The 19,602-nt window shown below is 42.6% G+C and carries 18 protein-coding genes; 3 read left to right on the top strand and 15 right to left on the bottom strand.

Annotated features, from left to right (window positions below; genetic code table 11):
* Positions 1 to 2: 2 nt before the first annotated feature.
* The 5 genes from E1163_RS28500 to E1163_RS28480 all read right to left on the bottom strand — a co-directional run bounded on the left by E1163_RS28500 (position 3) and on the right by E1163_RS28480 (position 5,731).
* On the bottom strand, positions 3 to 467 hold the full coding sequence (locus E1163_RS28500; RefSeq protein ID WP_221418102.1) for a response regulator: 465 nt from the start codon (positions 465 to 467) through the stop codon (positions 3 to 5).
* Complete coding sequence (locus tag E1163_RS28495; protein ID WP_155176887.1) at positions 460 to 3,549, bottom strand: CHASE3 domain-containing protein; 3,090 nt, start codon at positions 3,547 to 3,549, stop codon at positions 460 to 462. The genes E1163_RS28500 and E1163_RS28495 overlap by 8 nt, the downstream gene beginning before the upstream one ends.
* A 223-nt stretch (positions 3,550 to 3,772) precedes the next feature.
* Positions 3,773 to 5,161, bottom strand: a complete 1,389-nt coding sequence (locus E1163_RS28490; protein ID WP_155176885.1) for a sigma-54-dependent transcriptional regulator — start codon at positions 5,159 to 5,161, stop codon at positions 3,773 to 3,775.
* Positions 5,162 to 5,197: 36 nt separating this feature from the next.
* On the bottom strand, positions 5,198 to 5,569 hold the full coding sequence (locus E1163_RS28485; RefSeq protein WP_155176883.1) for a response regulator: 372 nt from the start codon (positions 5,567 to 5,569) through the stop codon (positions 5,198 to 5,200).
* Positions 5,570 to 5,731 (bottom strand): hypothetical protein, encoded by a 162-nt coding sequence (locus E1163_RS28480; protein ID WP_155176881.1) that lies wholly within the window; start codon positions 5,729 to 5,731, stop codon positions 5,570 to 5,572.
* Between the two features lie 265 nt (positions 5,732 to 5,996).
* Between E1163_RS28480 and E1163_RS28475 the strand changes: the two genes are divergently transcribed.
* Both E1163_RS28475 and E1163_RS28470 read left to right on the top strand, forming a co-directional pair.
* Positions 5,997 to 6,149: a lmo0937 family membrane protein gene (locus E1163_RS28475; RefSeq protein WP_155176879.1), complete on the top strand. Its 153-nt coding sequence runs from the start codon at positions 5,997 to 5,999 to the stop codon at positions 6,147 to 6,149.
* 7 nt (positions 6,150 to 6,156) lie between these two features.
* Complete coding sequence (locus tag E1163_RS28470; protein WP_155176877.1) at positions 6,157 to 6,663, top strand: GIY-YIG nuclease family protein; 507 nt, start codon at positions 6,157 to 6,159, stop codon at positions 6,661 to 6,663.
* 104 nt (positions 6,664 to 6,767) lie between these two features.
* Here E1163_RS28470 and E1163_RS31475 read toward each other — a convergent pair whose 3' ends face one another.
* The 3 genes from E1163_RS31475 to E1163_RS28460 all read right to left on the bottom strand — a co-directional run bounded on the left by E1163_RS31475 (position 6,768) and on the right by E1163_RS28460 (position 8,685).
* Positions 6,768 to 6,890 (bottom strand): hypothetical protein, encoded by a 123-nt coding sequence (locus tag E1163_RS31475; protein WP_281353217.1) that lies wholly within the window; start codon positions 6,888 to 6,890, stop codon positions 6,768 to 6,770.
* Positions 6,891 to 6,963: 73 nt separating this feature from the next.
* Positions 6,964 to 7,347 (bottom strand): hypothetical protein, encoded by a 384-nt coding sequence (locus E1163_RS28465; protein ID WP_155176875.1) that lies wholly within the window; start codon positions 7,345 to 7,347, stop codon positions 6,964 to 6,966.
* A 285-nt stretch (positions 7,348 to 7,632) separates the two neighbouring features.
* Complete coding sequence (locus E1163_RS28460) at positions 7,633 to 8,685, bottom strand: endonuclease/exonuclease/phosphatase family protein (protein WP_155176874.1); 1,053 nt, start codon at positions 8,683 to 8,685, stop codon at positions 7,633 to 7,635.
* Between the two features lie 123 nt (positions 8,686 to 8,808).
* Between E1163_RS28460 and E1163_RS28455 the strand changes: the two genes are divergently transcribed.
* Positions 8,809 to 10,428 carry a hypothetical protein gene (locus E1163_RS28455; RefSeq protein ID WP_155176872.1) on the top strand — a complete coding sequence of 540 codons (1,620 nt, stop codon included), beginning with the start codon at positions 8,809 to 8,811 and terminating at the stop codon, positions 10,426 to 10,428.
* A gap of 135 nt (positions 10,429 to 10,563) precedes the next feature.
* Here E1163_RS28455 and E1163_RS28450 read toward each other — a convergent pair whose 3' ends face one another.
* From E1163_RS28450 to E1163_RS28420, 7 genes are all read right to left on the bottom strand, one after another.
* Positions 10,564 to 10,731, bottom strand: a complete 168-nt coding sequence (locus E1163_RS28450; RefSeq protein ID WP_155176870.1) for a hypothetical protein — start codon at positions 10,729 to 10,731, stop codon at positions 10,564 to 10,566.
* A 30-nt stretch (positions 10,732 to 10,761) separates the two neighbouring features.
* Complete coding sequence (locus E1163_RS28445; protein WP_185156246.1) at positions 10,762 to 14,367, bottom strand: ShlB/FhaC/HecB family hemolysin secretion/activation protein; 3,606 nt, start codon at positions 14,365 to 14,367, stop codon at positions 10,762 to 10,764.
* A 307-nt stretch (positions 14,368 to 14,674) separates the two neighbouring features.
* Complete coding sequence (locus tag E1163_RS28440) at positions 14,675 to 15,748, bottom strand: DUF748 domain-containing protein (protein WP_155176866.1); 1,074 nt, start codon at positions 15,746 to 15,748, stop codon at positions 14,675 to 14,677.
* A gap of 14 nt (positions 15,749 to 15,762) precedes the next feature.
* The gene (locus tag E1163_RS28435) at positions 15,763 to 16,692 is read right to left on the bottom strand and encodes a YihY/virulence factor BrkB family protein (protein WP_155176864.1); all 930 of its coding nucleotides are present in this window, start codon (positions 16,690 to 16,692) and stop codon (positions 15,763 to 15,765) included.
* The gene (locus tag E1163_RS28430; RefSeq protein WP_185156245.1) at positions 16,689 to 17,816 is read right to left on the bottom strand and encodes an AI-2E family transporter; all 1,128 of its coding nucleotides are present in this window, start codon (positions 17,814 to 17,816) and stop codon (positions 16,689 to 16,691) included. The genes E1163_RS28435 and E1163_RS28430 overlap by 4 nt, the downstream gene beginning before the upstream one ends.
* A 6-nt stretch (positions 17,817 to 17,822) precedes the next feature.
* Positions 17,823 to 18,686 carry a universal stress protein gene (locus E1163_RS28425; RefSeq protein ID WP_155176861.1) on the bottom strand — a complete coding sequence of 288 codons (864 nt, stop codon included), beginning with the start codon at positions 18,684 to 18,686 and terminating at the stop codon, positions 17,823 to 17,825.
* Between the two features lie 195 nt (positions 18,687 to 18,881).
* Positions 18,882 to 19,274, bottom strand: coding sequence for a response regulator (locus E1163_RS28420; protein WP_155176859.1), 393 nt, complete (start codon positions 19,272 to 19,274; stop codon positions 18,882 to 18,884).
* Positions 19,275 to 19,602: the final 328 nt, after the last annotated feature.

Here is a 19,602-nt window from a genome sequence, read left to right as displayed (position 1 = left end):
GTCTAGTCGTTTTTCTCTCCTTTAGGCAGTTCTACTATTCCAAACCAGTAATCCCCAATGCGCCGGGTAACATCTACCAGTTCTTCGAAGGTTACCGGCTTGGATATGAAAGAGTTGACCCCAAGGTCATAACTCCTGACTATATCTTGTTCGGCTTTGGAAGTAGTAAGTACAACAACTGGTATGCGCTTTAGTTCAGCATCACTTTTGATATGTCTCAGCGCTTCCCTACCATCCATTTTCGGCATATTAAGATCGAGCAGTATCAGCCCTGGTTTCGGGGCATTGTCAGCGTTGTACTTACCTCTTTTGTATAAATAATCAAGAAGTTGCTCTCCATCTTCAACAAAATGCAGGTCGTTGGCCAGCCGGTTTTCAGAAAGTGCATCCTGGGCCAGCATCCTGTCATCAGGATCGTCATCGGCCATAAGGATTGTAATTGTCTTTGCTACGTGTTGATTACCCATGATTGTTGCTGTTGTTTATTGGTAATATAATTGTAAAAGTTGCCCCACTCCCCTCTTCACCACTGGCTTTGATCATACCATTATGGTTTTGCACTACTTTTTGGCTAATAGCGAGGCCAATGCCGGTACCTTTAAATTCACTCCTGCCATGCAGCCTCTCAAATATGTTGAATATGCGCTCGGCATATTTAGGGTTAAAGCCAATCCCATTATCTTTAATGTTGATTTCGACAAAATGTTTCACCGGGCTTGAATTAAAATCAAACCTTTGTTTAAGCTTAGCTCCCGTTGTTCGTTTTCCTTTTATGCTTATCACCGGTTTTCTATCTTCCGGCGTAAATTTTATGGCATTACTGATTAGGTTTTGAAATAGCTGCCTCAACTGCATTTTGTCTCCATCTATCTGAGGCAGCTTGGTTACCTTAACTTCCGCGTCATGCTCGCGAATCCTGACTTCAAGGTCTCCCAGCACCTCATCGATAAGGGCATTAAGCGCTATTTTTGTAAATGGTTTGATGTTTCGTGCCACACGGGAATACTTTAGCAAATCATCTATTAAAGACTGCATTCGCTCTGCGGCACCCTGCATGCGTGAGATGTAGTCACGGCCCCTATCATCCAGCGCTTCAACATATTTGGTCACCAGCCGGTCGCCAAATGCCCGGATCTTTCTTAGTGGTTCCTGCAGGTCATGCGAGGCTACATAGGCAAACTGTTCAAGGTTTTCATTGGATTTTTTAAGCTCTTCATTTTTCAACAAAATGTCATGCTCAAATTTCTTTTGCCGGGTGATATCCTGAACGGTACCATAAAAGCCTTCTACCTCGCCGTTTATGTCGATTTTGGGAGTAGCCAAGGCGCTATGTGTCCTTACATCTCCATTCTCCAATTGCACTCTAAACTCAACCTGATAACCAGTTTTGTTTTTTACAGCTTCGTTTAGCTCTCTTTCTACTCGCTCTCTGTCTTCCTCGTACAGAAAATGGTAAAATGTATCATACGTCGGGGTAAGCTCTTCCGGAGTAGTGTTATGTAACTCATACACTCCCCTTGACCATTTTACTTTATTCTTTTGTAAGTTCCACTCCCAGCTTCCCATTTTAGCCATAGACTCTGCTGCCGCCAGTATAATATTGTTCTTTTCGATCTCATCCTGTGTTTTCTTCCGTATCAACAAAGCTCCGAGAGAAGTGGATATCTGATTGATGGCACTGATGATCTCCTCAATCTCCTTCATCGGTTTTTTAGAAAAGAATGCTGAAACAAGTACCAGTTCGCTATTAAAAATAATGGGGATCCCAAAAGCAGATACCAAATTAAGCTCCATAGCCTGCTGCTTCCGGATGAGACGCTTATCTGTAACCTTGGTGATATCGGCAATGTACTCCAGTTCGTGGGTTTTCATGACGTTGGCAGGAAAGCCCTGCTCACCGGTTATCCTCATTGTACTGGAGTATTGATGAAGTAGCTCAAGCCCCGGATCACGCGCATAAAAGATGTCTGACATATACAACTCATCCTCGTCCGGCAGCCATACTTCGCTATAATCAAGGTCAAAACGCTCTGCTATCTGCTGAAAGACGCGGTTTACAGCATCTTCAAAAGAGTTGGAATTAGCAATGATCAGGTTCAACTTCAGGGTAAAGGAGCGCTCTGCCTCTGCCTTTTTCAATTCTGACAAGTCCCTGCCTTCCAATATGATCATTTCCACGCCTCCACTATCATTCTTAATGGGTTTCAGTGAAAAGTCCACAGTGAGCAACTCCTGTTCGGCACCTGATATCTCCATCTCATACCGCACAAAGTCACCTCCCGAGGCTCTTTTTACAGCATTTTTAAGCAATTGGACCGACTCCGGCGACTGTTTCCATAAAGGCGCCTCCCAAAGGTATTCATCTATAATGGCATCTTTCGGGATATCACTGAAAGTCAGTGCTGTACGATTTGCATCCAACCACCGGCCTGCATGGTCGAGCAGACCTATAAACTGGAAAGTCTGGTTGAATATAGCTTCAAATTTTCTCTGATTTTCCCTGATCAGTTCAGCATCCCTTTTCCGTTCGGTGATGTCCGTACTGGTGGTTACACATCCATCTTCCAGTTTCACTGCCGAGATATCAAACCACGCATTGAAGCCATCTTGCCCATAAAACACTTCCCGGTTCTGTGTCTCGCCAGTCTCCACTACATCCACATACATTTGAAAGAGCCCTGTATCCTTTACACCCGGATAAGATTCCCGCAACATTAGCTTGTCCCTTTCCTTCCTTTCTCTTCTGTTGGACAGTACAATCTCAAAGTCGTAAATCTCGTTTTGCTCATTTCTCAAAGCTTTAAGAAACATGATGGCACTAGAGGAGTTGTCAAGCACCTTTTGAAGCGACTCCTGAACCAGTACTTTTTTGTTTACCTCTTCACTAAGCTGCATTAAATTCTTCTCCAGCTCCCCTTCTGCTACTATCCTTGTTTTTAGGGATTTATACACCTGGGAGAACAGATAAGCCACGGCTATAATCGCAAATACAAGGCTTAGAAAAATAAGCAACGGTACAATGTCACTAGAATAATTCTGCCGGGATGTCCTCTCTCTCAGCAGCTTCCACTCATGATCCTCCATCTTGTCAATAAGTGTACGTAAGATGGCCATATTTTTATGACTGGTATACAGAAGGCTGTCCCCAAATTCACTAAAATCTTCCCTTCTATCTCTTCTTATAATTTCCTCAATAATTGCATATTGCTTCTCCACAAGGTTCTTCAAAGTGTCTACCCTTGGCTGTTGAATATCTTCAAGGATCAGGCTATCGATGAGACTAACTTTGGACAAGGCCATCCACTTACTGTTATAGTACGGGGTCAGGTATGCCGAATCCTGGGTTAGAAGATAGCCTCGCTGAGCATTTTCACCATCTTTCACATAGGATATCACTTTCTCCAACTCTCTTAGAGCTATGTTGGTGTGGTTGACCCATTTTGCATTCTCCATAAACTGGTTAAGGCTCATGTAAGCCGTGTAAGAAAGCGCAAGAAGGATCACTATGATGATCCCAAAAATTATTCTTAAGGACTTAATTGACGTCATTAGCGGATAGGTTGTGTAATCTTTCTACGTGTGTAGAATTTATTCCACATGTTAATAAAAAATAACTGCGATTTAAAAAGTGTATATTCAGCTTTATTGTCATTGATTTTTAAGCGACAAACTATGAAGGTATCTCCAGACTTATATTCAAGACCTGCGATTAGTCTTTTGGTACATTTAGTTACTTTCTGGCAACCTTCATAGTCTGCATGCCTATAACTTACTATATGTTAATGTCATAGGCTTTTAATTTATTATACAGGGTTTTACGGTCGATATTCAACACCTCTGCCGCTTTGGTTTTGTTATAGCCTGTCTTTTCAAGAACACTGATGATGGCACTTCGCTCAGCATTTTCAGAAACAGATTTCAGGTTCGTAACATCTGCAGTTTGTGCATCGTTGGAGACCAGGGCAGATGAAAGATAGTCCGGGGAAATGATCTCTGAGGGAAGGCATTCGAGGCTGACGCTATCACTCTGACACAACAGTACAGACCGCTTCACCACATTTTGCAGTTCCCGCAAATTGCCATGCCAGTAATAATTTCGAAGTTTTTCTTCAACTTCCTGCTCGAACCTCTCCACATTTTTATTTAGCTGATTATTAGCTAATTGCAAAAAATGCTCAGCGAAAATGAGTATATCTGTTTTCCTCTCTCTCAAAGGAGAAAGTTCTATTTTAAATTCGTTGAGGCGATGATAAAGGTCTTCCCTGAATTTACCATTTCTGACAGTTTCTTTGAGGTCTTCATTGGTAGCAGCGATTACCCGTACATCAATATCGATATCTTTTACACCACCTAACCGCTTGATTTTTCTTTCCTGCAGTACACGTAGGAGCTTTATCTGGTTTTCATAAGTAAGGTTCCCAATTTCATCGAGGAAAAGCGTACCTCCATTGGCCAGCTCAAAACTTCCCTGCTTATCGGCGAGTGCTCCTGTAAACGCCCCTTTCATATGCCCGAAAAGTTCACTTCCTGCAAGTTCTTTTGGCAGTGCTCCACAATCAATGGCTATAAAAGGCTGGTCTTTACGCTGGCTTTTATTGTGAATGGCATTGGCAACAAACTCCTTCCCTGTACCGGTTTCGCCAGTTATGATCACCGACATATCTGTAGGAGCTATCAGGTCGATATGCTTCTGCACGATCTCGGCCTGGCTGCTTCGGCCGGTAACATATTTTTTAGATTGCGCCTTGGAGCGTCCCTTGCTGTTGCTTGTTGGTGTCTGGGTTACATGCTTCTGCTCCTTTTGCTGCTTTATAGCTTCTTTTACCGTTACCAGTATCTCATCAGGATATAACGGTTTGGTTACATAATCATACGCCCCGTGCTTTAAGGTCTGTACGGCTATGCGTACATCGGAATAGCCCGTTATTATCACTACGGCTGTATCCGGATTAATAATCTTGATTTTTCTCAGCAGGCTTACACCATCTTCATCGGGCAGCCTGTAGTCACTTATCACCAGGTCAAAAGTCATCTTTTTAAGCAACCTGATGGCTTCTTCACCAGTATTTACATACTCTACTTCATAATTGTTCTTCGTCAGGAATTTATTCAATAGTAGACAAATATCATTGTCGTCGTCAATAATCAGTATTTTCTCCATCGGATCTTTATTGTATCTATATCTTAATTTTTATAATCAGGTAGAATGTGGTATATGCAATTCTTCGAGAGCATTTACTATCATTTTTTTATTAAAAGGTTTGGGAATAAAAAAATGTGCGCCTTCCGACATGGCCCGTTGCCTTTCAACACTGCCGTCATAAGCGCTGATAATTATTACCTTAGAGTGAGGGTTAGCTTTTTTCACTTTTGGTATTAAATGAAAACCGAGTCCATCAGGCAGGTTAAGGTCCAGAAATACAACATCATACTCTCTTTTACCTATTTTATCGATTCCTTCGGAAACGCTGTGGGCGTACTCAGCCCCAAAACCCATTTTCCTCAACATACCAGATAATAATAAACATATTTCTACCTCATCATCCACCACCAGTATCTGTTCTTTCATCTAGTCGTTAATTATTTTAAATTTTGATGTCCTTATTTTGCCCTCAGGTACATGGTCATCAATTTCCACTTTTTCAAAAAACAGTTTTGAAAGTACGTATACCGTACCCATGAAAACTATAAATGCCATTAAAGCGGCCGCTATTAATTTTAGTGCTACCATAATCCCTACATCTTATGTCTTTCTCCTTGGACAGAAAAATCTATACCAATATTGCAAAATGTATAATATGGCGTTTGGGGCACATATGTATGTTTAATATTACAATTTTTTTTCAAAAAACGGGGAATAAATTCTACGCTTGAGAGTATCATAATTCTCAGAAGTATCTGAAGAGCCATACCTATAAGTCTTATAAAGGCCACATTATGCTATGGCACAACCTTTTCTATACAACTTTTACAATAACTTAAAATTTGAAGATACGATGAGCGATATATTATACATAATAGCAGTTATCCTGATCATAGGCTGGCTGCTGGGTGCTTTTGTTTTTAGCCTTGGAGCACTTATTCACATACTACTTATTTTTGCTGTTATAGCCATACTTTTCCGTTTAATAAGAGGCCGAAGATTATAGATACGCTATGATAACCACAACTACCACCATGAACAATTTTGAGCATACTTTTGAAGAGTATACGCAAGAGTACCTGCCCAAAAAGCTTGAGGTCTTTAAATCATTAATGGGCAAAGCCTTTAGGGTTAAAGACCTCTTTGGCAAGGGCCAGGGGGAAAAAAGCATCATCAAGAAGTTAGGGAGACTTTCTGACTTCAAAGGTGTGTATGCTTTCATAGATGATGGAGAGGTGATCTATGTAGGCACTTCGGAAAAAGTGATTAACAGGCTGAGCTATCATGTAAAAGGTTATACCAAGTACCAGGCGCACCTGGCCTGGGAACTGGCCAAGGAAAATGATTTATACCTGAACAAGAAAAACCAAACGCCTAACCTGGAAAAAGCAAAAAGCATGATTATGAATATGAAGGTGCTGTTCATGGAGGTAACCTCACCGGTGGAACGCCACTTACTCGAAATTTATAGTTGCATGCACTTTGACTGCAGGTTCAACTTTTTCGAAACCCACCGGTAATTATTTAAGCTTCCGGCCTCGGTAACCCAGAAGGAATTTGTTCTCTCAGCCCAAGAAAAACTTCAGCCGGGAAAATCTTGAGAAGGAATAGATATATCTGTCCCTTATTCTATCTCCATATCTACGATTTCTATCCCCCAGCCTTCATCAGGCCGCTCTTTAACAAGCTCATTCACTACAGATTCATGAATGATCAGCTCAGAGGGACTTTCTGCCAGCCTGAACATCCGCAAATGGTTCAGGAGAGGCCTGTGCAGTACGATCTCTCGGAAAGCCAGTAAAGGCAGTATCCCGTTGTTTTCATCCCCCCCCCATCAATATATCGTAATCTGACCTTTCCAGGTTTGCGCATTTTAACAGGCCGATCACGTTAAAGGCATAATAATCGTTCCACTCCTGTCCTGTTTCTGCATTTCTGACAAATGCCGGAAATGCCTGAAAGTTGACAATGCCGATTTTCTTCAGCACTTTCAGAAAACTGCGACTGGCAAGAGGTACAGTATAGTCCAGAAAATGCGGCATGGCCTCATCTTTCTGGAAATCCACCTGGAAATGCATGGGTGGTAAACTTTGCTTCCGGACCTCCACTCCTCTCAGAAAGCCAGTGTCATACCTGCAAGGCGGGCACTCTGTGACCCCGTGATCCAGGTATGTGTCGGTTCTCAGTAGATAGTAGTCTGACATGCACAAATTTTATTTAGGGATATCTATAATTCAAGTAAAAGTAAGGCGGACAGGTCTTCAACTGCATTTGGGGCTATTAACTGTTCCCTGAAACTCCATACATTTTACTATCTGGAATTTCATCAAAATCCCTGAAACATTTAAACCCCTTACAAGAATCAAATTTATTATTTGTCAATGTATTGTCATGAATAATTTGAACTGTTTTAGCAGAGGTGTACTTTAAAACCCTTCAAGGGTTTTGAACCCTTGGAGGATTAGTTAGGTTATTAATTTTTTAACTTCCTACAACGCGGCCCTTATCTTTTCATTGGCCTCCTCCATGTCTTCTTCGTCCACAGGTTCTACCATAGGTTCCTCCTGCTTTCCATTGTTGATAAATATCAATTCAATAAACATAGGAAAATGGTCGGAGCCTATGTCGGGCAGACGCTTGATGGATGCCACGCCAAACTCGGAGCTATGAAAGATATGGTCAAGCGGCCACCTGAATACAGGGTATTTGACATGGAATGTATTGAAAAATCCCCTACCCTTTCTTGGGTCAAGCATCCGGCTTATGCGCTGAAACATGCGGGTGCTGTGTGACCAGGCCACATCATTTAAATCTCCGGCCACAATTACAGGTGTCTTCACATGCTTTATTTCTTTGGCTACAAGGTACAGCTCGGCATCGCGCTCTGTAGAGGTATCATTTTCCGTAGGGCTAGGCGGCTTGGGGTGCAGTGCATAGAGTCTGGTAAGGGTACCATTTCTCAACCTGATGTGGGTGTGAATAGATGGCACCTCCGGTTCAACTAAAAACTTCACTTCTGGATTTACAAGGTCAAGTTTAGAGTAGAGCAACATACCATAGGTGTTGTCCAGAGGATATTTTACATGACATTTAAACTGTCCTTCTATTTCTCTCATAGCTTCTTCCCAGGCATGGTCTGTCTCCACCATGAGCAGCAGGTCCGGGTTGTTGGCCTTAATAAGTTCCAGGCACTTGCCATAGTCACGGTTGTACATGTACACATTGGCGATCATAAAGCTAAGCTGGTCCTCTTCTGCCGCTCCATGGATCTTCCTCGACTCTTTACGTGCCACAAAGGTGTAGGGAAAAATAATAACGCTCTGATATACAATAATACCTAACAGCATGACCAGCAATATATCACGGGTCAGCACACTCAGGTCCCAGCTATACAGGAGACCGGCAAAGGCTATGAACCCTATAACCACCAACTGTACCTGGGGAAAGTCAAAAAACCGGATCCACCAAGCATCTCTTTTAATCAGTTTTACCAGGGAGGCCACAACGGTAACTACCGCCAGGCTTGTGAAAATTAGTTCCAAAACTTTTTTAATTTCTGTGTAATACTATCTACAGTTTTAATAACATAATTGTTTTATCTACTGTTATTCAGTTTTTTAAATTGGCATGAATTTTACCCTTTAAAAGCCAAAAACGATAAAACTTTGAATAAAAAATTTATACTCATAGCTGGCACCATAACGTTAACCATATTAACAATTGGTGCATTTCTTTTATTCGAATATGCTAATCCATGGGTAGAAGAAAAACTCTCTAAACAACTGGACTCCCTCAGGGAAAGTCCCATAAACCTAACCTACAAAAAGCTGGATGTCAACATCCTCTCCGGAAAAGCTACTCTGGATAGTGTGTCTATCACTAAAAAAGAAGGGAAGAACCACTATACCTTCACATTTGATCAATTAAAAATCAATGGGCTTGGGGTGGTAACTTACCTGATCAATAATCAAATAGAACTAGGAAAAATAAAACTTGACAACCCGCACCTGGTCTTTACCCGGATACTGGATGCTGACAGTTTAAATCAAGAGGAAACCTCCCAATCTATTAACCTCCCTGACTTGTTGATCAAATCTTTTGAATCCAATCATGGTACGTTCTCCATCCGCAACAAAAAGGGGGACAGCAGCAATCAGTTTATCACAGGAAAATTTGACCTGTCCGTCAGGAACCTTAAGGCTGATTCTGCCAAAAAACATGAATTTAAGTATGTGGACCTGGACAAACTCGACTTTGGTTTATCGGACATTGACATAGCTTTCCCCGACAGCCTCTACACGACTTCCGTAAAAAAAGTAAATTTCAATTTGGATACGAGAAGCTTACAAATAGATTCCATAAGTGTAAAAAGCCGGTATGATAAATACAAACTGGCGCATGTGGTCAACCATGAAATAGACTGGATTGACATCGGCAACCCAGCTATAAAAATCAGTGGTATTGATATAGGCCTGCTGCTGGACCATGGCATGTATTATGTAGAAAAGGCGACCATTGAGGGTTTTAATGCCGTGATCTTTCGGGATAAACGCCTGCCTTTTCCTCAAAAGCCTGACACAGAGCTTCTTCATCAGTTTATAGCGAAGCTCGGAGTAAAAACGGCCATAGATACTGTACAGCTAAAGCGAGGCCGAGTGGAGTACCAGGAGTTTGTGAAGCAGGGCGTAGGGCCAGGCAAGGTTACTTTCGAAGAGCTTTATGCCTCTTTTTACAACTTCACCAATGTGGATTCTATTCAAAAGAAAAGTGATTATACCGCTTATATGGACGCCAGGTCTATGGTGATGGGCAAAACTCTGCTGGAGGCTTCCTTTACCTTTCCTTTGGTGGATAACGGTCGGCAATACACTGTAAACGGAAAAATGAAAAGTGCTGACCTTGCTACTTTTAACCCTATGCTGGAAGATGTAGCCTTCGTAAGGATTGAAAAGGGTCATATGAATGATCTGGAATTTGAATTCAAGTACAACCTGGAGAAATCCAATGGCACCATGAAGTTTGCTTATGAAGATCTGAAAATTAATACGCTGGATAAGGAATCCAATCGCAGCAAAGGTCTTGGAGAAAACATTAAGTCTTTTATAGCTAATACCTTTGTAGTCAAAACCAACAACACAAAAAATGACTCTTTCAGGATAGGCAGCATCGAATTTAAAAGGAATGAGAAGAAATCTATCTTCAACTATTGGTGGAAATCTCTGCTAACAGGCTTCCGGTCAAGCACCGGCATCAAGGCTCCGGAGGAGACCGTCGACACCAATTAAAGCCAGAATAAGTAGCAACAGGGTTTGCTGGTTTTCAGTAGCAAACTTTCGAACCGTTTGATGTACAGGTGTTCAGTTACCATGAAAAGGGCACCGGGGTTTCATGCTTAACCCCGGCAGCTCCTGACATCAGTATCACTTCTTCTCCAATTCCTCCTCTTTGATGCTCTTCATCTTTTTAGAAGGTTTGCGACCCGCCTCCTTGTCTCTCTTCCGCCTGATCCAGTACATCACGCCGAAGATGACCAAAACGGGCAATACAAAGTATACAAGTATAGTCGATATAATTTCTGTAAATTCCATAGTTAACTTTTAGTGTTCCTGATTATTATTTTAGAAAAGAAATCCGGCCCTGAATGTAAACAACCGGTCTTCCTCTGAAATACCGTAAGAGCCGGAAAGTAAAAAGACCTCAAAGAAATGAAGGTACATGCCTGGTCCATAAGACCGGTGCATGTCTGACGAACTTTGTCCCTCGGCCCAAACCCTGCCCTGGTCGAAGAAGCCAAATACTCCAAAATCTCCATTCAGCAGGTTATTCCTGACATTAAACAGTTTAAACCGGACTTCATTATTGTTATAAAAATTGCTTTTGCCGGCAAACCTTGTACGCCGGTATCCCCTGAGGTTATCCTGATTGCCTACAAAATTGGATTGGTAGAAATAAAAATCCCCAATATTGGTGGCGGCACCAATGCGGCTGGCAAAAGTTACCTGAATGGGCAGATTAGGTGTAAAGTACAGTGCGAGATCAGTATTTAAGTTGAGAAACGAGATATCTCCATCATCTATTTCATCATAAAAATTAACCTCATTTCTCCATACAATTCCTTTTTTAGGGTTTACAGGAAAATCTACCAGTGACAGGTGTGAGTAAAACTTAGCGCCCACAAATTGTGCACTGCTGGTCTTTAACAACTTCTGTGCAGGCATTTCCCCTAGAAAGCTGTCTTCCTTTTCATTGACATCCGTATACTCATAATAAGGTCCCAGACCCACCTGAAAAACACTGGAAACCCGTCTTACTACGGCAGCGTTTATCTTTAGCGAATTCATACGGATGCGGTAATAGTCAATATTCCTGGTGTTTTCTGTTTCATTTCCTTGTCCGAAATAGTTAAAAACATACTGAGGGCCTTTGAAATCCAGGTCAAGGTTAAGGTCCCATGCAGGGCCAAGTACTGAGTAAAACCAGCCGTTGTATTTAAAGTTGAAAGCGTTGGTTTTCATGGCATAATTAGCCAGGAGCAAATGTCCTGTTTGCAAAGGGTGACGCCGGAAACCATGCCTTTCAATTTTTATACCTCCTCCCAGGTAGAGGCCATCATCTACATTATATTCGAAGCTTAAGCGCGGCCCTACATAATCATACTCAAATGAATTTCTGTTGTATGCATTGATGCTCTCTTTCTCCGAGGTAAACACTCTGGTTTCAGGGCCGGTGGTCATGTTTGGCCTGTTGTCTTCATTATCATAAAACAACGTCTTGCGTGCACCTCCCTTTACATATGAGCTATCGATGAATATATCTTCCCTTTCATCTCCACCAATGACACGAATGACAATGCCTTCATCCACTTCACCGGAAATAACGAAAGTATCAAAGCCATCACGCCCATATAGCCTGATCTCGTCTGTTTCATCAGTATAAAACACCCTGTCATAGAGTTCTTCCGTTATGTTACCCTCTTTTTTGGTTTTGAATACCTGCACTCTGGTTTCAGCGTCATTCAGACGCTGCACCTTGAAAAACTCATGCTTATCGCTGGCTACGATATCTACTTTTTCGGCCAGGAATTTATAGTATTCATGCGCATACTTTATAAAATCATTTCTCCTGGCCTTTAATTTGGCGGCTATTTCCGGACCGGAAATATGATACACCTCTTCGGGCAGGTCCTTTACGGCTTCATCTATTACCTCATCTGTCAGATCTTTTTTCAGTTCCCTGGCTATTTCCATCCATTCCTTTTGTGTCAATTCATTGAGCAGACGCCTGTCCAGATTGCGGGCGGAGAAGTTCAAACCTCTGATATCCGAGATCTCATAATCAAAGTTGCTGAAGTTCCTGAACGCCCATTTCCGGCTCAACAGCCAGGGAATAACACCGTCGTACAGAGAAAATACCTGGTCGCGGTCACGGGGCACGGGTCTGAAAACGGAGCCTTTGTCGGGCTTTTCATACTCTGCCCATCGCCACTGGTCATCATGGCGGTCCCAGTCACCTATAAGCATATCAAAGTACCGTGACCTCAGGTACATTTCCTGGTCTACCTCATTGTCATTATCATCTTCGAGGTGGTCGAACAGTGTCTCGGTGCTTACAATATTTTTAGAGTAGCCAAAACGTTTATATCCGCTGAGGTCTTCATCCGGCCTTATCTCCATCAGCCCCATTCTCCCTCCAAAATCATCGATATAAGGCCCCAGGTATGGGGTAAAAGGTGTGTAGTACAACTCCGGCCGGGTATAATAAATGCCGATGGCTTCGGACATTTTGGGTATAACCAGTGCCCCGTATGGGTGGGAAGTTGTAGTTTGGTCCTTAACAAAGTCATTGACCCAGGTATCCCTGAAAATTTCAGGGATTGCCCCTGCCGGAAATTTATCTATTGATCGCAGATTATACTGCACGCTGTCCTCATCAATAAACCTGATGGAAATAGTTTGCTTTCCCCCACCCTTCATAACCGGCTTCAGGCCGCCCCGGTAGGTCTTAAGATCGATGTAAGGCACCTCTACAGGGGTAGTCCACTCTTTACGATAGTGGCTGCCGAGAAAAAGCTTTCCAAATTTCCCGATTTTATAATTCTCATTAGCTGCCATCACCTTTACACTGTCCGAGTAATCGGGGACCTCCGCTGCATCTGCTACAGGGGTTTCTTTTGGACTGAGGGCATACAACGCGTTCCGGAAAGCCAGCTTGCCCTCCGGGTTTGCATCATCAACAATATAGTACTCGACCCAGGCTTCACCGTTTTTATAGTAGACTAACCGCGCAAACCCTGTTTTCTGATGTACATAAGTGGCACCAAACCCACGGGCAGCAAAATTGAGCTTTGCGCCCGAGCCGCTAACTATGTGGTGCATCAGTCCTTCTTTTCTGAGCTGTAGGTTGTGATCGTGCCCTGCAGCGTACACGGTATTGCTCCTTTGCTCTATGATTGACAATACTGCCTTTTTGTATTGCTGAAATTCAGCGTTGGGGATATCCTGAGGGGTAACTCCTGCCTTTCTTAACAAAGGATATAAAGAACCTATCAGGGGAAGTGGGATATAAAGGTTGTCCCGGACCAGCCTGAGTGGGAAAATATTATCCAGAAGGTTGTAATGGCCACCATGGTTTCCGTTGCTGAATATCGGATGGTGAGCCGCAAGCAGCACATGGCGCCCGTCATTTTTCCTCACCATATCCTCCAGTTGGATAACAAAATCAAGCTTATCCTCAACTGTACATCCATTTTCGGGTGCATGGGGTTTGTCATGTTTATGTATCCACCATTCCGTATCCACTGCAATGATAGTGAGGGCGTCATTTACACGCACTTCTATCGGCCCCGGGCAGCCATTATCAGGCATAAATGTATTGCCTCTTTTCAGGTATTGCTCAACGAAATCTTCCTGCCTCATAACCTGCTCCAGCCCTCCCTCACTGCTATAATTCCAATCGTGGTTTCCTGGAATAAAAATAACATTGCCAGTATAGCCCTCGGCCACATCCATTTGCGCTTTGATAATCTTCTCTTTCTCCTCCCGACTATCATCACTTTCCTCCGGCAGACCCCGGCGGTAAATATTATCACCCAGAAAGATCAGCGAACTTTTATTCTCAGGCTCCTGCATTATTTTATCTCTAAGTACACCAAGCACCTCTCCGGTTTCAAGCTCACCTCCATCGCCATAGAGGTACACGCTGTGAATAATTTCAGAATCAGGCATTTTTGATGATTCCCAATCGCGATAATCGCGCGCTATGTAGGGTTTGATAGTGTTGCAGCCACTGAAGATTAAAAGAGTTAAAATATAAAGGACGAATGAACTTTGTCTCCGCTGATTTTCAGACATATCTGTTTAATGTATTTTTTTCATTTAGCATGCAAATACCATGAAAAAACCAACTTCCTGAGCCTATATCCCTACATGAAGCTGTAGCCGCGCCTAAACAAGTTCAGACAGACCAACAGCCCCGCGCAGGAATTGTAATATTGTAGAAGATATTCCTCAACTGTTGCCATTCACCTATGGCTTAGTCTTTTTCTTCCGATTTCAGATCATCAAATGAGATGGAGTCGTCAGTTTTTTTCTTGAATGCCTGGATAAAAGCATTTTTAAAGATATTGCCTATTGTGGGCCAAATCTTACTTTTTACCTGATTGAGATCGCCCTCCATGGGCACTTTGGTGGCAAACTGGTCTTTGGGCTGATTTTCAAATATTTCAATCACCACCCCTGATATCGCCTCCCACACCATCTGCAAAGGCTTTTTCTTATCCTTTGAAAAATCTATCACTTTCACTTTGGTCAGCACGGGTTTTACGTACCCTGTAAGCATACCATCGGCAACCACCATTTCGCTGTACAGGTTAAAGGTCCCGCGCTCAAAATCAAGCTCAGCGTATGCCTCAGTCATATCATTGAGGGCGGGCAGGTGTACCCCTTCATAGTCCATATTCATATCAAAATCGGGAATTTGCTTCAACAGGTTGGCTTTGGCGTTCAGGTTTAGCCTGCCGCCTCCTATGGAAACTGCCGTGGCCGTAATAGGTGAGGGCAAAGAATCATTTTCAGCTTCTACGTTTTTCAGGTTGCGGGCTTCAATCTGCAAGCTGTCCAGCGATAGGTTGATCTGTGGTTTGGCGGTGTAATCCCTGTAGGTAAGCTTGCCATCAATGGCGGTAAACTTATTGATTTCCAGGGGTATCAACTCTTTGATCGGCTTGGTCCAATCTGCCTCACCCCCGGCCTGCTCTGCCTTAGTAGTATCAGTAACCGCGAGCACAAAGTTGACAACAGGCTCATGCAATACCACCTCACCTACCAGCCTGCCATCAAACAGTGCTTTCCACTGTACCGACAGGTCTATGGTATTGATATCTAAAAAGGGCACGGGGATATCCTCTCCGGTTTTTACCATTTTCAGCTTGTGTATTTTGTAGGCTCCCCGGTAAAGGTGCAGGTCAACATCTTCAATAGAACCACTGTAGCCCGGTACATCATCCAGTACTTTATTCACATAATCTGTTACCCAAAAAGGCAGGTAAATCCGGATACCAATCAGCACAACTAAGACAATAAGAAGTATTTTTACTGATCTTTTCATAACAAGGCCTTATTTTAAGCATTAACTACACCATCCTCCTCTTCCACTTCCTGCACTTTCACTATTACCGCATCTTTATCAGGCCGTATGCGGTGGCCATAATGCCTGGAATACACATAAGTAAACTCAGCTCCAAATAGTATAAGTACGGATGAATAGTACACCCAGATGAGCAATAGCACCAATGAGCCGGCAGCGCCATAGGCACTACCCACTGAGCTGTTGCCCAGATAAAACCCGATGAGGTATTTGCCCAGCGAGAACAATAATGTGGTAACAAAAGCCCCTACCCATACAGTCCTCCATTTAATGCGGGCATCGGGCAATACTTTATAGATCATGGCAAATACTAGGGTGATCACCAATAGCGAAAAGGCAATATTAAAAGCAGCCACAAAGTAGTAGGTCATACCGGAAAGAAACTCTGACAGGATATTGCGGAAAACGACCACTATTGTGTCTACCAAAAGCGACACGAGCAGTAGAAAGCCTATACTGATAACCATGGCCAGAGATAGTAGCCTGTTCATAATGAACTTTACCACCCCCCTTTCCGGTTTGGGCTTAATGCCCCATATTTTATTCAACCCGTTTTGCAGGGATACAAATACCGTGGTGGCACTAAAAACAAGTGTTGCAATCCCCACTATTTTAGCCAGTGTGGAAGAGGTGGTATTTCTGGCATTTTCCAGTATTTTTTTCACCTCCTCAGCACTTTGCGGGCCTATTAAAGTTTCAATCTGCTCCATCAAGCCTCCCTGCACAGTCTGCTGCTCATATGCCGACCCTGCTATGGTAACGGTGATGATAAGTATGGCAGGCATGGAAAATATGGTATAAAATGCAATGGACGCACTGTAGCCCATGGGGTCATCGTTAAAAAACTCAACACCTGTCTGCTTTAGTATCTTCCAGGTTTTGCTCAGAGACTTTTTCAGGTTCATTTTTTAAAGATTTTCTTTATTTTCCTCTCTACAGCGGTTTCGGGTTCGTGTTTCTTATACAGGTCATCTTTAAGCACATAGCTTAGCGGGCTCAGCTCTTTGTAGTGCTCACAGGCCACCTTAAAAATGGCCGTATAAGGCAGAAACAAAATCATTCCGGGGATACCCCAGACCAATCCGCCACTGATCAACGCCAGTATGGCTACCAAAGCGTTAAGGTTGAGGTTACCGCCGACTATCTTTGGATTCAGGAAGTTGCCCTCCAAAATCTGGATAAACCAAAACATGAGGATCACGCCCAGCGGATACCAGTATGATTCGTAGTTCATAAATGCATACAAGGCCGGAATGGCTCCCCCCAATGTGGTGCCCACGTAAGGTACTATAGCCAAAAAGGCTGCCAGAAAGCCAAAGAAAAAAGCGTAATCTATGCCTATAAGCAGTAGCCCACAGCTATTAAGCACACCGAGTACCATGATCAGAATGAACATCCCGGTCAGGTACTTCTGTCCTACCCGCTGCATGCTGTCAATCATCTGCGCGTACTGGTCTCGCTTGTCTCTGGCCGCAAAATTGACAAAGGCCTTTTTCAGCCCCCTCCTGTATAACAGTAACAAGAAGGTATAAATGATGGTTAAGGTAAGTCCGGTAAGAAAAAGGGCAGTATTGTTAAGGGTATCAGTAACCAACCCTCCTGATTTATTGGAAAACCATTTCCGGCTAATCTCTTTCAGGCCATCCTCATCCAGATCGGGGATGAGTGATGTTTTGTTGTTCAGGAAATTGGTAACCCCCGCTACAACGTCATTGAGTTTTTCTTTAAAATGATCAAACTCTCTGACGATGTTGATTATCTGTGTGGAAAAAAGAAAGGTAATACCTGAGATGAGAAGAACTACGCCCATGATCGTCCATATGATGGCCCACATTCGCCCTGCGCCCAGTCTTTCGAGATAAGAACATATAGGATAGAGAATGAATGAAATCAGGAGCGCAAAAGCCAACGGCACAAGTGCAGTTCTTCCCAGGTGAAGCAGAACAATAATGCCTAAAACAGAAGATAAGGCAAAAAACAATTGCCTTATCGAAAAACTCATTCTGGTGTCTACATCAGAAGAATTCACGCAGGTTTAAATATTATGCAGATTGATAGTTATTACAGGGACTTCGGAGTTCATACTCAGATCTTCGGAAAAGCTACTCCTGAATATTCTGAAAAAGCCATCTTCGGCATGGGTAAATACAGCCAGAAAACCGGCGTTGCTTTCCCGGGCGAAGTTGATCAACCCTCTTTCTTTATCCGTATGGGAAACCAGGTTTACGGTGTGGTTCTTTAAGCCAAACTTCATGGCAAATTCCCTTAGCTCTTTTTCCCTTTCTGCTTTGTTATTTTTATCAGGGTCAATAATATTGACGATTTCGATACCTGCATTCAGGCTTGTGGCAATATCGTTCAGAAAATTGGCCGCCTTGAGGAAGTTGTCTTTACTATCCCTTTCAGTACTTAGGCCAAGTACTATTTTCGAAAAGTCTCCACGCTTATAATTTTCCCTGACAGATATTACCGGGCAAGTTGCCACTTCTATGACCTGTTCTGTATGGTTACCGGTGAAAAACTCATCAGCAGACTCCTCCCCGCTTGTACCCATGATGATCAGGTCAATGTTGTTTTCTTTTACAAAGGAAGTTACACCTTTCTTCAAATCAGCATCGTATACCTGGTAGTGAATAGGAAGAGTATCAGTACCATATTTAGTTGCAAGCTGGCCTAATTGCTTATGGTATTTTTGTACCAGGCTTATAGTATAGACATTCTCTTCATCTGCATATTTTTTATCTATTTCACCGGTAGCCGTAAAAGACTCTCCTAAAGGATGTTTGGTAAAATTGATCAGGTATATTTCAGGGTTGTGTGTCCCTGACATATCCACAGCCAAACGAAGGGCATTTTCAGATATGGTAGAAAGATCGGAAGGAATAAGTATTTTTTTCATAGCTACTTGTATGTTTATTGATCATCTTTTCAAGAGAAAAAATCGAACCAACAAACCATAAACTGCCATAAACACAAAATACCAACAAAAAAGGCCTGCTACACAGAGGACCTTTAAGGTGAACGAGTCGGTTATGTAGAATAATTTCTACACTAATGAAGAAAAAAAACAGCCATTGCCGGCTGTTTGATCTTATTATGCTACAGATGCCATTTGCAGTATCTCCTTGGAAATATCGGGTGTAAGTGGCTTCACGAAATATTTGGCCACACCCAGATCGGCACACTCCTGGCGATCATAAAAACTACTGGACGAGCTTAGTACTACGACCGGCAACTGTTTCAAGGCACCTTCCTTCTCCATTTCTGTCAAAAACTCCTTACCATTCATAAATGGCATGATAAGGTCCAGCAAAACTACAGAAGGGCGCCTGTTTTCACTGTTTTTAAAATATTCAGTTGCTTCAGCTCCGTTTTTGACCCGCTTGATGTCACATTCCTTACAAAATTTCGGAAGCATGGTATTTACAATAAATGCATCAATATCATCATCCTCAACCAACAAAATCAGTGGTTTTGTACTGTCCATATAAAAAAATTAAAGACCAATTTTTATTTAACCGCAGATGAACTTACTACGTTATCATTGTCAATAATACCATATCGTTAATAAACAACAATGACTTTTATAATATAAAATTATCTCTCTGTTTTTTCAAATGTTTTTGAGCTTTTAAGCTGCTATTTTTTACAGTATTTTTCCTGTGTCTCAGCACCCTTTAATACTTTCAACCCCGAAGCTATTGGTACTCACTGCAATAGATAGCAGGATAGCTCCGAAACTTTTTTACGATGCGCACTGGATTTCCGAATCCCCAGTCAAATATTTTTTTGCAGCCGCAATGACAACTTTCATA

The organism is Fulvivirga kasyanovii (assembly GCF_009711405.1).
Classification (GTDB): domain Bacteria; phylum Bacteroidota; class Bacteroidia; order Cytophagales; family Cyclobacteriaceae; genus Fulvivirga; species Fulvivirga kasyanovii.
The sequence above is the reverse complement of the archived record's forward strand: the minus strand, read 5'-3'. Positions and strand labels throughout refer to the sequence as shown.